Source organism: Yersinia enterocolitica (assembly GCA_002082245.2).
GTDB classification, from domain to species: Bacteria; Pseudomonadota; Gammaproteobacteria; order Enterobacterales; family Enterobacteriaceae; genus Yersinia; species Yersinia enterocolitica_E.
This window is the reverse complement of record NBTC02000002.1, coordinates 3,033,879-3,048,622: the sequence shown is the minus strand read 5'-3', so window position 1 is coordinate 3,048,622 and position 14,744 is coordinate 3,033,879. Positions and strand designations below refer to the sequence as shown.

Genomic DNA, 14,744 nt, shown 5'->3' with positions numbered 1-14,744 from the left:
GATTTTTAACGATTTTTGATAAGTTGCGGATTTCATTCATCTTTAGCTGAAAGGTTTCAGTTTTAGATTTTAAATGACGGGAAAAGAAAATCGGGCAGCATACTGTTGGTCGGGTAAGCTAAAGCAAATAGCTTTTGGTTATGACCAGAATATAAAAGGGATCATGGAGGCATCGATGACAACGCAATCCTTACCAAATCACTTACTCACCACTATCAATAATGTGCGGCTTGCCGGGCAAGCGGGCTTTTGGCAGATAACTATCGCGGAGGGCAAAATCAGTGCTATTAGCCCGCAGCCGGAACAGCAGACGGTTGGCGCCGGGGTGCTGGATGCGCAAGGTGGGTTGGCATTGCCGCCTTTTATTGAGCCACATATCCATCTGGATACCACCCAAACGGCCGGGCAACCGAGCTGGAATCAGTCAGGTACTCTGTTTGAGGGGATTGAGCGCTGGGCAGAGCGCAAAGCCTTGCTCACGCGCGAGGATGTTAAACAGCGGGCATGGCAGACGTTGAAGTGGCAAATCGCCAATGGTATTCAGCATGTCCGTACCCATGTGGATGTTTCCGATCCTAGTCTGACGGCACTCAGTGCGATGTTAGAGGTAAAAGAAGAAGTCAGCCCATGGGTGGATATGCAGATTGTCGCTTTCCCACAAGAGGGGATTCTCTCTTATCCCGACGGTGCCGCGCTGTTGGAAGAGGCGCTGCGACTGGGAGCTGATGTGGTTGGGGCCATCCCACATTTTGAATTCACTCGCGAATATGGTGTTGAATCTCTGCATATCGCCTTCGCCTTAGCACAGAAATATCAGCGGCTGGTAGATGTGCATTGTGATGAAATTGATGATGAGCAGTCACGTTTTGTTGAAACAGTGGCGGCCTTGGCGCACCGGGAAAATATGGGGGCGCGCGTTACCGCCAGCCACACCACAGCAATGCACTCCTATAATGGGGCTTATGCTTCCCGGCTATTTCGTCTGTTGAAAATGTCCGGTATCAACTTTGTCGCCAATCCATTAGTGAATATTCATTTACAAGGGCGCTTTGATACTTATCCGAAACGGCGTGGTATTACGCGGGTTAAAGAGATGTTGGCGGCAGAAATTAATGTCTGCTTCGGCCATGACGATGTATTCGACCCGTGGTACCCGCTAGGCACTGCCAATATGCTGCAAGTCCTGCATATGGGGCTACATATTTGTCAGTTGATGGGGTATAGCCAAATTAACGATGGGCTGAATCTGATAACCACCCACAGCGCCAGGACAATGCATTTATCTGATTATGGCTTGCAGCCAGGTAATAGCGCTAACCTGATTATTCTGCCCGCAGAAAATGGGTTCGATGCCGTGCGGCGACAGGTGCCAGTGCACTATTCCATTCGTCATGGAATGGTGATTGCCAAAACCCAGCCAGCCGAAAGCCGCATATATCTGGGGCAGGAAGAGGTAGTGAATTTTAAATAGGCGCTGCCCTGCAACCGTGATGGCGGCAGGGCAGTAAAACCGATAAATCAGTCAGTCACATGGCCGTGGCTGCGGTGCTTGGTGAAGAAGCCCAGAATCAGACACATCACAAACACTGCCAGGTACAGGCCGTTTGCTGTTGCCAGCGCGGCATGAACACCACTGTTGGCGACAATCGGGCCAGTCACCACGAAGGTCAGCATGGTACCGACAGTACCGCAGGTCAGGATGAAGTTAACCAGTTTTGGCGAAGAGACTTTGGTTTGCAATGAACCCAGAGTAATCAGTGTGGTGTAAATTGCACTGGAAACAAAACCCAACGCCAGAATGTAGTAGCTCAGGTATTGTGGGTTATCGGTGCTGACAAACAGATACATCGCCAGTGTTGCCAGTGCCGCCAGTACAGTTACGATGCGTTGTAGGTCAAAGAAGCGCAGGATAAAGCTGAACACCCACATCCCAATCATATAAGAGATCCAGAAGTTACTGACCAGTTGGCCAGCCTGACTGATATCCATATTGAACTATAAGGGCTTCCCCGGCATGTCAACACCGGTTTTTTCGGTTCCTGTCTGCTCGTCATTAAAATTAAAGGGGAGAGACTGCGGTACTATAAACGGTCATGAGGAATCGTAATCGATTCGGACCCTGATGAAAGACGCTCGTGAGATTCTTGTTCGTTTAACGGATACGTATATCCTGTACAATAGTCAGATATATCTCACGGGGTCTAACCCTTTATCATCAACGAGTTGCAGTTAAGATGGTTAATCAGTTTCGTGCTTTAGCTCACTGAGTACAACCTGAAATCATCACCATAATGTAGTGATGCCCAGCACAGTCTTGCATTTTTAGCCGCTATGGCCACAACGGCACGCCAGTATCCTCTGCGCTCAACTAGCGAGCAAACCCAACGACTGAATGAGTCTGTCTTTTTCTCGGCGCCAATCAGAACTGAACGAGCGCCCTGGACCAACAGCGTTCGTAGATACGAATCGCCCGCCTTCGTTATCCTGCCAAGCTTTGATTTTCCGCCGCTACTATATTGCGATGGCGTTAGTCCCAGCCAAGCTGCCAGTTGTCGTCCATTTTTAAAATCGTGTGCATTACCGATACTGGCGACCAGAGCACAGGCTGTTGTGGGGCCAATCCCTTTCAGTTCCATCAGTCGTTGGCTGCGGTGATCCGCTTTTGCCATGCGGGACAGGATCCGGTCATATTCAGTAACGTTATTTTCAATGCGATCAATGTGTTTCAGCAGGTCATCAACACATTGCTGAACCTGAAGCGGCAAAGATTTCTTCTGTTCAGATACCATGTGGCGCAGGGCATCTGTACTTTGTGGAGCGATGACGCCGAATTCAGAGATCAACCCTCGCAGGCGATTATATGTTGCTGTTTTCTCTTCGATAAAACCTTGCCGGGTACGATGTAAACACTGCATGGCCTGCTGGCTTTCGTCTTTCACTGGTACGAACCGCATATGCGGACGACGAACAGCTTCACAGATAGCCTGAGCATCAGCAGCATCATTTTTCCCTGATTTACCTGCCATACGGTAAGGCGATACAAATTTAGCTGCCATCAGGCGCGGTTCATGACCATACTGCCGAAACAACCTTGCCCAGTAGTGAGCCCCAGAGCATGCCTCCATCCCGATAACACAGGGAGGTAAACTGGCAATCAGCTCAGGAAGCGCAGCACGCGGTACTTTGGGTTTAACCAGAACAGTTTTACCGTGTTGGTCAACGCAGTGAACAGCAAACACATTTTTAGCAAGATCGATACCGACAGTAGTGATGGTCATAACGAATCCCTCCGGGGCTATGTTTACCCCATGATTGCATAAGAGTTAATCAGGCGCATATCCAGGGGAAGTCCCTTCCATTCGTTTTGGTAGCGTATTCCGGTACCCACTGGATAAAACCAAGTTGGCCAAGGATATAGCACAATGCGGCAATCGACAGGAACAGCACGCCAACCCCCCATTTCTCTTTCGCGACCGGTTTGCTTTGATCAGCGGCTTTGTGGCCCAGAACTGGGAACTCAGAGCACAGTGTTAGCACAAAAATACCGACATACAGCAGGCCGATACAAGCGTACACCCAGTACCATTCGATATGGCGTGCCAGCAGCATTGCGGCGGCGACAGGGAAAATCATCCCAGCCATACTGAAGAACGAATCGGTAAACAGCAGGCGTGAACCGCGCTGACGCCCCTCGTACATATGGGTTATCAGGAAGGTACCAATCGACATGGTTATCCCGCTGACCACCCCGAGGATGAACATGCTGATTGAGAAGACCATTAGATTATGGCCAACCATCAATCCGGCGATAGCAATCAACATCAGAATAAAGCCAAACACCAACTGGCGTTTTAATGGAATGATTTCCATTAACCAGGCATTGAGGAAGATGGAGATTAAAATACCCGCGTTAAGGAAAGTAAATGTGTTACTCATACTGGCAATAGGCAGATTGAAATACTCTGCGATATTCCCCATCACCATCCCGGTGACAATAACTAACGCACCAGTAAGGGCGTAAGAGAAGTAACTGATCCAAGTGAGCCGAATGCGATTGCTGTTATTCATAAATAGGCCTGTGCGTCAGTATCAAATAAATAAAGAGTTAAAGACAGATAATTGCTAAAAACGGACATAGGGCTAAAAGGAGGTCAAACCGGTTTTCAGCACTAAGGCGGCGGATCCTAGCACAGGCATAGTGAGTTTTTGTGATTTACATTCAACTTTTAATGTAATGACTGAAAAGCAATTGCGAATAATAGTGAGCCGTCACAGATTACGATGCGGCCTCAAATGATAAAGATTCTTAATTCTATTAAAGTGTGGGTCGTGTTAAGGTTGCTTCAGGTATGATTTGCCCCGCTTGTAGATCAGTAAAAACTCATATACCGGTCGCCCTTCAAGATACAGGGGTGTTGGCAGCCCTTGCTCAGCCCAGTCACTTAGTTATCTAAGCTGCAGGGGATTTGCTCGGTTGCCGTCTACCTGCATCTCAAAGTAACTTGGGTATAAAACTATTAATAAAACAGATAATTAATCCTCCTTACTTTCTTTTTTTCATCGATATAAAGGAATTTATCGTGATGAGAAGCGTGAACACCGATGTAACACCAACGGCGATAGGCTGCCGTTGAGCCAAATTCTTTATCAAAGAAGGCGCTTTTCTGCCTGGTTGGGGATAGCGGCGATCCTGATGTTATTTATCGCTCCGGTGGTTTCAGTTTCACTGGCGCTTTCGTATGAGCAAAAAACCATCTCAACGATGAGTGTGAGTGCTGCTAAGGCCAATTGTGCTATGGATATGGCGCATCACGCTGACCATCAACAGAGCCAGGCAACGGCCCAACATAGCAATACCGCACAGGCCGGAGGCGGTCATGATGGCATGATGATGGATCATGCAGCTTGTGGTTATTGTGTATTACTGACTCATTTGCCCCTACTGAATACAGCTTCCAAAGCGGATATTCGCTCTGCACTACTGTTAGCCGAGATCCCTCCGCCGTTATTTATCTATTGGTTAATTATTCAAGATACCTATTCAGAGAGCCAACCACGCGCACCACCTGCCTTTTATTCCTGATAATCCGATAAAAAATAAAAACCATTTTTCTGGTGTGGATAAATACTCACCGGAGTAATTTGTATTGCCCAAGGAATAATTATGTCTGGCAAGAGTAAAACCTATAAAAAAACATTATTAGCATGCGCAGTAACCGCTGCTTTTTCGGTATTTGCCTTAAATACCGTTGCCGCTACGCATGATCATCTGATGACTCATGATCCGGTGGCGAATAACACCATCAACGATAGCAGTGATAAAAAACTCAATGATGCTGATGTCATAACTGTTAGCGCGCCTCTTCATTCGCCGCTGGTTATCGTGACCTCGCCTAAAGCGCCGCGCCAACCTGTTCCCGCCAGTGATGGGGCTGACTATCTGAAAACTATCCCCGGTTTCTCGCAAATCCGTAATGGGGGTACCAATGGGGATGTGGTGTTCCGTGGCATGTTTGGTTCACGGATAAAAATTCTGACAGATGGTGGGGAAACACTGGGGGCCTGCCCATCAAGGATGGACGCGCCCACATCCTATATTTCACCAGAGAGTTTTGACCTGCTGACCGTAGTGAAGGGACCACAATCGGTGTTGTGGGGGGCTGGTGCTTCCGCCGGTACTATTTTGTTTGAGCGGCAACCCCCTCACTTTGACCAGGCGGGCATCAAAGGGAATGCCAGTCTATTGGTGGGCTCTAATGGTCGCTGGGATAAAAATCTCGATACCAGTTTAGGTAACGAGCAAGGCTATTTGCGCATGATGGGTAATCAGTCTCAGGCTGGTGATTACAAAGATGGCAATGGGGCGCGGGTGCCCTCGAAATGGGATAAATGGAATGCCGATATCGCCGTGGGCTGGACACCAGACAGCGATACGTTGCTCGAGCTAACGGCGGGTAAAGGTGACGGTGAAGCAAGGTATGCCGGGCGCGGTATGGACGGTTCCCAGTTCTTGCGCGAGAGTCTGGGCGCACGCTTTGAAAAAACAAATATCGGTGACGTGTTGGATAAAATTGAAGCCAAAGTCTACTACAATTATGCCAATCACATTATGGATAACAATACCTTACGCACACCACCGATGATGGCGATGTCCAGTAATGTGGACCGGCGCACGATGGGGGGCCGGGTCATGGGCACTTGGTTGTGGCGGGATCTGAAATTGGAGGCGGGTACTGATTTGCAAACCAATACGCACCGTAAAAATAAACAAGGCCATTGGGATAAAGATGCTCGCTTTACCAGCAACGGCTTGTTTAGCGAACTGACCTGGAGTGCCAGCGATCAGGATAAACTGATTACCGGTGCCCGCATTGACCATCATGAAGTCACCAATTATGCCCGTGCTTTTCAACCGACACGCTCTGCAACGCTCCCCGCCGGTTTCATGCGTTTTGAGCATAATCTGGCTGACTTACCGGTGATGTGGTACGCCGGTTTGGGCCATACGCAGCGTTTTCCTGATTATTGGGAGCTATTTTCGCCGACGTTCGGGCCTGTTGGCTCCAGCAGTGCTTTTGAGGGGGTGAAGAGTGAAAAGACCACTCAACTTGATATTGGCGCGCAATACAATGGTAAGCAGCTCAACAGTTGGGTCTCTGCTTATCTTGGTCGGGTCAATGATTTCATTTTGTTCAAGTATGACCCGAACAATCTGCGCATCAGTCAGGCAGATAATATCAACGCAACTATTATGGGGGGTGAGATGGGGGCCGGCTATGCCTTTAACGACAATTGGAAAGCTGACGCCAGCCTGGCTTATGCCTGGGGGAAAAATACCAGTAATCATCGTCCGTTGCCGCAAATCCCTCCCCTTGAAGCACGGTTAGGATTGACGTTTGAAGCAGGGGATTGGAGCAGCACGGCATTATGGCGGTTAGTCAGCAGCCAGCACCGGGTCGCGATTAACGAAGGGAATGTGGTAGGTAAAGACTTTGCTGATAGTGCGGGCTTCGGTGTGCTGTCTGCCAATGTGGCTTACAAGGTTACAAAACAAGTCAAAGTCAGCACTGGTATCGATAATCTACTGAATAAAGCGTACAGCGAGCACCTCAATCTGGCCGGTAATAGTGGATTTGGGTACTCGGCTAATACGTCGTTGAATGAGCCGGGTCGAACTCTTTGGGCAAAGTTGAATGTGACGTTTTAATAGAGCGACCCTTGGTACGTGAAGCAATAGGGGTGTTAGGCACGCAGTCGCATCACTTATTCATGTGAGTGATGCGGGTGATGAGCCTCTGATAAGGTTTATTCTGTGCCAGCAACGCCAATAACATTCGCTATCTTCATGAACGAAAAGAGAGATAAGCAGGAAAGAGCGATAACTTGCCACCGGGGCTGACTAGCGGAGTTGTTTCGGTGGCATAACAGAATCGCGCATAATAATTGTTGGCGGGAAACTGGCACTGGGGAGCTGCGGATTAATCAACAACTGGGTGGCGAATTGCGCCATTCCAACAATCGGGAAATGCAGACTGGTTAATGCCGGACTAACAAAAGGAGCGCGTTCGCCACTGTCATAGCAAATCAATGAAATGTCCTGTGGCACCTGCAAATGGTGTTTATTAATAGCCAACAGCGCGCCGATTGCCATTTCTTCGTTACAGCAATAGATAGCGGTTGGTAGGCGAGGCCGCTTTAAGATCTCGTCCGCGCGTTGATAGCCACTTTCCAGATCGTAAACGCCTTCCACACAGGCGGTAGGTTCTAAACCTGCGAGTTGCATGGCATCCAAAAAACCCTGACGGCGTAACACACTGGAATAGCGCTGAGAAGAACCACTGATACAGGCAATATGACGGTGGCCTGCATCGATAAGTACCTGAGTCGCCATCTGACTCGCATGCCGGTGATCAAAGGTCACACAGCGGGATTCAAGACCGGGAACCATCCTGTCTAATAACACAAATGACCGGCCTGCCGCTGCAAGTTGTTGCAGTTTCTCGTCACTGAGAAAACGTACATGGAGGATTAAACCATCGCAGCGTAAGTTATACAGGCGCTGAATTGCCTGCCACTCTTTATCAGCATTATCCCGCCCTTGGGTGACCAATAACTGCTTACCCTGTGATTCTGTTTCGGTTTGTACGAAGTCCATCAACGCGCCAAAAAAGCCACCGCGATATGAGGTTGTCACCAACCCCAAGGTATTACTTTGGCTGGAAGCCAGTGCACGTGCGGCAGGGTTTGGGGTGTAACCCAATACCGCGACCGCTTGTTCAACCTTTTCGCGGGTCAGGGTTTTGACATTGGTATCACCGTTGACCACGCGGGAAACCGTAGCGCGGGAAACCCCGGCTAATACCGCGACGTCTTCCAGTGTAACCATTTCATGCTCCTGTTTAGGCTAAAAGTAACCCTTGGCTATTGAGGCCGCAGGGGGTTAGCGGCGTTCGTGACTCACTCCAGACCGCAGCAATCAGCATTCAAATCTGCCGATTGGTCACCCGAATCGCTTGATTGCGCAAGTTCATCGGGATTTGTGCGGGTTATCTGGCTATAACGCCTATAGCGTTGGGTATAAAGTCAGAACCCGCAACAATAGTTAATTTACCATCACAGTTCTGTGAACTGAGGCAAGTAAGGTTTATTTACCTGTAGAACTTCCTCCAATAGTGGCTGAGCAATGCTGGCGTTAGCAATCAGTGGGTTAGTCACTAACGCCAACAAGGCACTACGACGGTCACCGTGAACCGCAGCTTCAATAGTCAGGCGCTCGTAGGCTTTTACTTGCTGGGTCAACCCATGCATAGCAACAGGTAATGGGCCGAAGGTGAGTGGGTGTGCACCTTGTGCATCAACAATACAGTTAGTTTCTACTACTGAGCCGTCAGATAAACCGCGAATTGCACCCCGGTTTGTTGTATTGACAACAAGTTGCGTACCTAAATTATTATGAATGGCACGAATAAGTTCCAGTGCAACTTCAGAATAAAATGATCCGCCACGGAAGCTGAGTTGCTCTGGTTTACTGTCCAAATGCGGATCAGCGTACAGCTCGAACAGCTCTTTTTCTACCTGCATAACTTGTTCCGCACGGGTGCCACGCTCGGCTGCTGCGGCCATCTCTTCTGCCAACATATCCTGAGTCTGATAGAAATAGCGATGATACGGACAAGGAATCGCCCCCATTGCCCGCAGGAACTCTGGCGGCCATGGTGCTTCCTTAATGTTGTTCATGGTTAGTGAGGCCCCGTCACACAACATGTCCAGTACCTCGGCGGTAACATCTTTGCCACGTTGTAACACCTCATGCACCCACACCATATGATTTAGCCCGGCAAAGCGCAGTTGGATATCTTCATAAGGTGCGTGGAGCAAGTTGGCAATCATATGGTGCATGCTGATTGGGACATTACACAAGCCGATGATTTTCGCTTTGCTATAACGTGTCACTGCTTCAGTAACGATACCGGCTGGATTGGTGAAGTTAATGATCCAGGCATCCGGCGCTAACCGCTCAACTCTGGCGGCAATATCAAGCATCACCGGAATGGTACGCAGAGCTTTGGCAAACCCACCAACCCCGGTAGTTTCCTGCCCAAGCAGGTTATATTTCAGCCCTAAACGTTCATCCGCGGCGCGTGCAGGGAGTTGGCCGACACGGAACTGTGTCAGGACAAAACTGGCTCCGGCAATCGCGTCATCCAGTGAGAAGTGAATGCTGACTTTTACATGCTCTAGCCCATGCCGGTCCAGCATTCTTCGGGTTAATGCAGCAATGATTTCCACTTTTTGACGGCCCAATTCGACATCAGCCAGTGCCAGTTCAGTGACCGGTAACTGGTCAATACGCTGAATCAGCCCATCAACCAACTCCGGGGTATAGCTACTACCGCCACCGATAATGGCAATTTTAAAGGTTTTCATCATTTGGCTTCCATATAGATTAATTAGAAATGAGAGCGCTCTCATTTGGAAGCAGACTAGCGATTAACCAAAAACAAAATGAGATGTTTCTCTCAAAAATGGCAGATAAGATAAAGGAAAATAAACAAGACGTGATCCCTATAGCAGAATTCCACTGTTGCCTGGGAGTGCGGGAATGGTTTAATTTGGCTAATTAATCATCATGGTGTGGTTTAACTGCTGAAGAGGCAGCTTTTCAGCCTAAATGCGCATTCTGTTACGTAAAATTCCGTAAATGGGTGGCATTGCGCGGGTCAGCTCTCTAGAATCAAAGCGCTTTTCCGTTGTTCGCATCCTACAGAAAGGAACCGTTAATGTTTAAACGTACTTTAGTGACCTTCATTGCACTTTGTTCCCTTAGCGCCGTGGCCCCCGCAGCGTTTGCTGCCGGTGAGCCTCATGTGTTGTTAACGACGTCAGTTGGGAATATTGAGTTGGAACTCAATAGCCAGAAGGCCCCGGTTTCAACACAAAACTTCGTTGATTATGTTAACAACGGCTACTACAACAACACTATTTTTCACCGTGTTATCCCTGGTTTTATGGTTCAAGGTGGTGGTTTTACTGCTGACTTCAAACAGAAAACTGCTAAAACACCAATCAAAAATGAAGCGGATAACGGCCTGCGCAACCTGCGTGGCACCATCTCTATGGCCCGTACTGCTGATAAAGACAGTGCTACCAGCCAGTTTTTCCTGAATGTGGCAGACAATGCCTTCCTTGACCACGGCCAACGTGACTTCGGTTATGCGGTGTTCGGTAAAGTGGTTAAAGGGATGGATGTGGTAGAGAAGATCTCCCAGGTTCAGACCGAAAATGTCGGCCCGTATCAGAATGTGCCGGTTAAACCTATCACTATCCTGTCAGCGAAAGTTTTACCTTAATCGCTGGTTACCAGCCTTCACGTTAAACCTCGAAGGCTGGTTTACAACCAAGCTGTCTTTTGCTTGCTGCCCACCTGCAACGCCACGTTCTTTGGGTAACAGTCGCATTGCTGTCATAAATTAATCCGTTTGCCCGAATCGGGTGCTTATAATCAATTATCTGTCTCTAACGTAAACGTGATGGGGTGAAGGTTTATGAGTGAAACATTGCTTATCGCGAAGGTGCCGCCGGCACAGGATTTAGTGATTTTATCGGCTCTGGCTAACCGTCATGGCTTGATTACTGGCGCGACCGGCACGGGTAAAACAGTCACCCTGCAAAAAATGGCTGAGCAATTTTCCCGTATTGGTGTGCCGGTATTTCTCGCCGATGTGAAAGGGGATTTATCTGGCATTGGGGCGGAAGGGGTTGATTCGGAAAAACTCCAAACCCGACTGGCAGCGATAGGTGTTACGGATTGGCAGCCACAAGCTTGCCCGATTGTGCCGTGGGATATCTTCGCTGAAAAGGGTCATCCGATCCGTGCCACTATTTCCGATCTTGGCCCGCTGCTGCTAGGTCGTCTGCTTGATCTGAATGACGTGCAAAGTGGTGTGTTGCAACTGGTATTCAAAATTGCCGATGACAACAACCTGCTGCTGCTTGATATGAAAGACTTGCGGGCTATCGTGCAATATGTTGGTGACAACGCGAAACAGTTCCGTACGCAATACGGCAACATCACGCCGGCCTCAATTGGTGCTATCCAGCGTGGTTTACTGGCTTTGGAAGAGCAAGGTGCCAATCAATTCTTTGGCGAGCCGATGCTGGATATTCACGATTTAATGCAAATCGACAGCCATGGGCAGGGAGTTATCAATCTGTTAGCGGCTGATCGGTTAATTAATCAGCCCAAACTGTATGCGATTTTTCTGTTGTGGTTGCTGGCTGAACTTTTCGAGCAACTTCCTGAAGTGGGTGATGTTGATAAACCTAAGCTGGTGTTTTTCTTTGATGAAGCCCATCTGTTGTTCAGTGATGCGCCAACGGCGCTGGTGGATAAAGTTGAACAGGTGGTCCGGCTGATTCGCTCGAAAGGGGTCGGCATCTATTTTGTGACGCAAAATCCATTAGATATTCCCGATAAAATCCTCGGTCAACTGGGCAACCGGGTACAGCATGCTCTGCGTGCCTTTACCCCACGGGATCAAAAAGCAGTTAAAGCTGCAGCTCAGACTATGCGCGCGAATCCGGCATTCAGTGCCGAACAGGTGATTACCGAATTGGGGGTTGGCGAGGCTCTCATCTCTTTCCTTGATGAGAAAGGGCGGCCTAATGTGGTCGAGCGGGGTATGGTTATCGCGCCACAATCAAAAATGGGCGCATTGGATGCGGCAGCGCGTAATCACGCCATCAATCATTCCCCACTATATGGTCGTTATGAAGAAGGGGTGGATCGCGAGTCTGCTTATGAGAAATTATCTGCGGGTGGATTCTCTACCATGGGGGATGCAGCGCCCGGAGGGGGGGCGGCTTCTCAGCCGTCAACCGATCAGCAGGGTAGTGCGGGCGGTGGTTTGATGGATGGGCTGAATGATTTACTGTTTGGTTCTACCGGCCCGCGCGGTGGCAAACGTGATGGTATCGTCCAGACGGCAGCTAAGAGCATGGCGCGGGACTTGGGGCGACAAATTTTGCGTGGTGTCTTGGGGTCAATTACCGGTGGGCGTAAGCGTTAACCTGATTTTTTGGATATGAAATGCTGCTATTGATCGATAATTACGATTCGTTTACTTACAACCTCTACCAGTATTTTTGTGAATTGGGGGCTGAGGTGGTGGTTAAACGTAATGATGAGGTACAACTTGCTGATATTGAAAAGTTATCACCCTCACATTTGGTGATTTCGCCTGGCCCTTGCACGCCCAATGAGGCCGGAATTTCTTTAGCGGCCATCAACCATTTTGCCGGAAAATTACCGATACTGGGTGTTTGCTTGGGGCATCAGGCACTAGGGCAGGCTTTTGGCGCACGTGTAGTGCGAGCGCGGCAAGTGATGCACGGTAAAACCACGGCTATTTGCCATAATGGTCAGGGGGTTTTTCGGGGGCTTAACCAACCGCTGACCGTGACCCGTTATCACTCTTTGGTGATTGCGACCGACTCATTGCCAGACTGTTTTGAACTGACCGCCTGGACGGAACATGAGGGAGTGATGGATGAGATTATGGGTATCCGTCATCGCACCTTGTCATTGGAGGGGGTGCAGTTCCATCCTGAGAGTATCCTCAGCGAGCAAGGTCATCAATTATTAGATAATTTCCTTAAAAATTAGCTGGTTGAGTTGTATTTATTATTTAATTGTTTTTTTTGTTTGCCTGATTGTGATTTTTTATGCATATTTTGTGATTATATTTTCATATACCAATAATTGGTAACTCAATGGATTATACCCAAAGTAATTGGAGTTGCAGATAGGCAGCCCGCAAACGAATCCTGATGAGCTTACACAGTCAAGTGATTCAGGTGACAAATCTGTCGGGAACAGATTTGAACGCTGCTTGCAGCGGCCTCGAAGAGGTGAGGCCCAGGGATGGGCCGAATAATGCGTGCAGCTAACAACCCTGTAGCTTCAAGTGCGAAGGGGATATCAGGGTGGACAGTATAATGGCGGATAAGTTAGCAGTAACTCGCAGTACATTCGATCAGGTTATTTTGCCTGTTTATGCACCAGCACAGTTCATTCCGGTAAAAGGGAAGGGCAGCCGAGTGTGGGATCAACAAGGCAAGGAATATATTGATTTTGCTGGTGGAATTGCGGTTACTGCTCTGGGGCATTGCCACCCGGCGCTGGTAGCGGCATTGCATCAGCAAGGTGAGACGTTATGGCATACCAGTAACGTTTTCACTAATGAGCCTGCACTGCGTTTGGCGCAAAAACTGATTGATGCCACCTTTGCGGATCGCGTGTTTTTTGCCAACTCGGGTGGCGAGGCAAATGAAGCGGCCTTTAAGCTGGCTCGTCATTATGCCATTGAACGTCATAGCCCCTATAAGACTAAAATCATTGCTTTCCATAATGCTTTCCATGGCCGCACCTTATTTACTGTATCGGTGGGTGGTCAGCCCAAGTATTCCGATGGTTTTGGCCCGAAACCTGCCGATATCATCCATGTGCCGTTTAATGATCTGGCTGCGGTGAAAGCCGTTATGGATGACCATACTTGTGCGGTGGTGCTCGAACCCATTCAGGGAGAAGGGGGGATCACCTCTGCGACGCCTGAATTTCTACAAGGGGTGCGGGCTTTATGTGATCAACATGATGCGCTGCTGGTATTTGACGAAGTACAAAGCGGTATGGGGCGTAGCGGCAAGCTATTTACCTATATGCATTATGGTGTGACGCCAGATATTCTGACCACGGCGAAAGCCTTAGGTGGTGGTTTCCCTATCAGTGCGATGCTAACCACGGAAGAAATTGCGTCGGTAATGGCGGTGGGAACTCACGGCACCACCTATGGGGGCAATCCTCTGGCCTGTGCCGTCGCTGAGGCTGCTCTGGATGTGATTAATACCCCTGAGGTACTTAATGGTATTGAACAGCGCCACAGCCTGTTTGTGCAGGCGCTGCAAGAGATCAATAACAAGTATCACCTGTTTGACGATATCCGTGGCATGGGGTTATTGATTGGTGCCGAGTTAACGCCGCAATACCATGGCCGTGCGCGCGAGTTGCTGATGGCTGCGGCGGCTAATGGCTTGATGGTCCTCAATGCCGGGCCAAATGTGTTGCGGTTAGCCCCTTCATTAGTGGTGGAGCTGGATGATATCAAACAAGGAATGGCGCGGTTAGAGCAAGCCATCGCCAGTCTGGTCCAGGGTTAACTCAATTATGGAGAGGTATTTTGCCTCTC

10 protein-coding genes and 2 pseudogenes are annotated in these 14,744 nt (G+C 49.0%); 7 read left to right on the top strand and 5 right to left on the bottom strand.

Features of this window, described 5'->3' with window-relative positions; translation table 11 throughout:
* Window positions 1-163: 163 nt before the first annotated feature.
* Complete coding sequence (locus A6J66_015545) at window positions 164-1,471, top strand: cytosine deaminase (protein ID PNM25466.1); 1,308 nt, start codon at window positions 164-166, stop codon at window positions 1,469-1,471.
* A 47-nt stretch (window positions 1,472-1,518) separates the two neighbouring features.
* On the opposite strand, the pseudogene A6J66_015540 reads toward A6J66_015545, so the two are convergent.
* From A6J66_015540 to A6J66_015530, 3 genes and pseudogenes are all read right to left on the bottom strand, one after another.
* Window positions 1,519-1,995, bottom strand: a pseudogene (locus tag A6J66_015540) (MFS transporter TsgA).
* A 260-nt stretch (window positions 1,996-2,255) separates the two neighbouring features.
* Window positions 2,256-3,278 (bottom strand): IS110 family transposase, encoded by a 1,023-nt coding sequence (locus A6J66_015535; protein ID PNM25465.1) that lies wholly within the window; start codon window positions 3,276-3,278, stop codon window positions 2,256-2,258.
* Between the two features lie 82 nt (window positions 3,279-3,360).
* Window positions 3,361-4,068: pseudogene (locus tag A6J66_015530) on the bottom strand (MFS transporter TsgA).
* Window positions 4,069-4,624: 556 nt separating this feature from the next.
* Here A6J66_015530 and A6J66_015525 point away from each other — a divergent pair.
* Entirely contained in the window at window positions 4,625-5,083 is a 459-nt protein-coding gene (locus tag A6J66_015525; GenBank protein PNM25464.1) for a DUF2946 domain-containing protein, read from the top strand.
* Between the two features lie 78 nt (window positions 5,084-5,161).
* The gene (locus A6J66_015520; GenBank protein PNM25463.1) at window positions 5,162-7,207 is read left to right on the top strand and encodes a TonB-dependent copper receptor; all 2,046 of its coding nucleotides are present in this window, start codon (window positions 5,162-5,164) and stop codon (window positions 7,205-7,207) included.
* Between the two features lie 192 nt (window positions 7,208-7,399).
* Here the strand turns inward: A6J66_015520 and A6J66_015515 are convergent, their stop codons facing one another.
* Together A6J66_015515 and A6J66_015510 are read right to left on the bottom strand one after the other, a co-directional pair.
* Window positions 7,400-8,386, bottom strand: coding sequence for a LacI family DNA-binding transcriptional regulator (locus A6J66_015515; GenBank protein ID PNM25462.1), 987 nt, complete (start codon window positions 8,384-8,386; stop codon window positions 7,400-7,402).
* A 227-nt stretch (window positions 8,387-8,613) separates the two neighbouring features.
* Window positions 8,614-9,927 carry a 6-phospho-beta-glucosidase gene (locus A6J66_015510; GenBank protein PNM27034.1) on the bottom strand — a complete coding sequence of 438 codons (1,314 nt, stop codon included), beginning with the start codon at window positions 9,925-9,927 and terminating at the stop codon, window positions 8,614-8,616.
* Window positions 9,928-10,280: 353 nt separating this feature from the next.
* On the opposite strand from A6J66_015510, the gene A6J66_015505 reads away from it, so the two are divergent.
* From A6J66_015505 to A6J66_015490, 4 genes are all read left to right on the top strand, one after another.
* Window positions 10,281-10,850: a peptidylprolyl isomerase A gene (locus tag A6J66_015505; protein PNM25461.1), complete on the top strand. Its 570-nt coding sequence runs from the start codon at window positions 10,281-10,283 to the stop codon at window positions 10,848-10,850.
* Between the two features lie 195 nt (window positions 10,851-11,045).
* A complete protein-coding gene (locus A6J66_015500; protein ID PNM25460.1) occupies window positions 11,046-12,569 on the top strand; it encodes a DUF853 domain-containing protein in 1,524 nt (507 codons plus the stop codon).
* A gap of 20 nt (window positions 12,570-12,589) precedes the next feature.
* A complete protein-coding gene (locus A6J66_015495; GenBank protein ID PNM25459.1) occupies window positions 12,590-13,165 on the top strand; it encodes an aminodeoxychorismate synthase component II in 576 nt (191 codons plus the stop codon).
* A 332-nt stretch (window positions 13,166-13,497) separates the two neighbouring features.
* On the top strand, window positions 13,498-14,715 hold the full coding sequence (locus A6J66_015490) for an aspartate aminotransferase family protein (protein ID PNM25458.1): 1,218 nt from the start codon (window positions 13,498-13,500) through the stop codon (window positions 14,713-14,715).
* Window positions 14,716-14,744 lie beyond the last annotated feature (29 nt).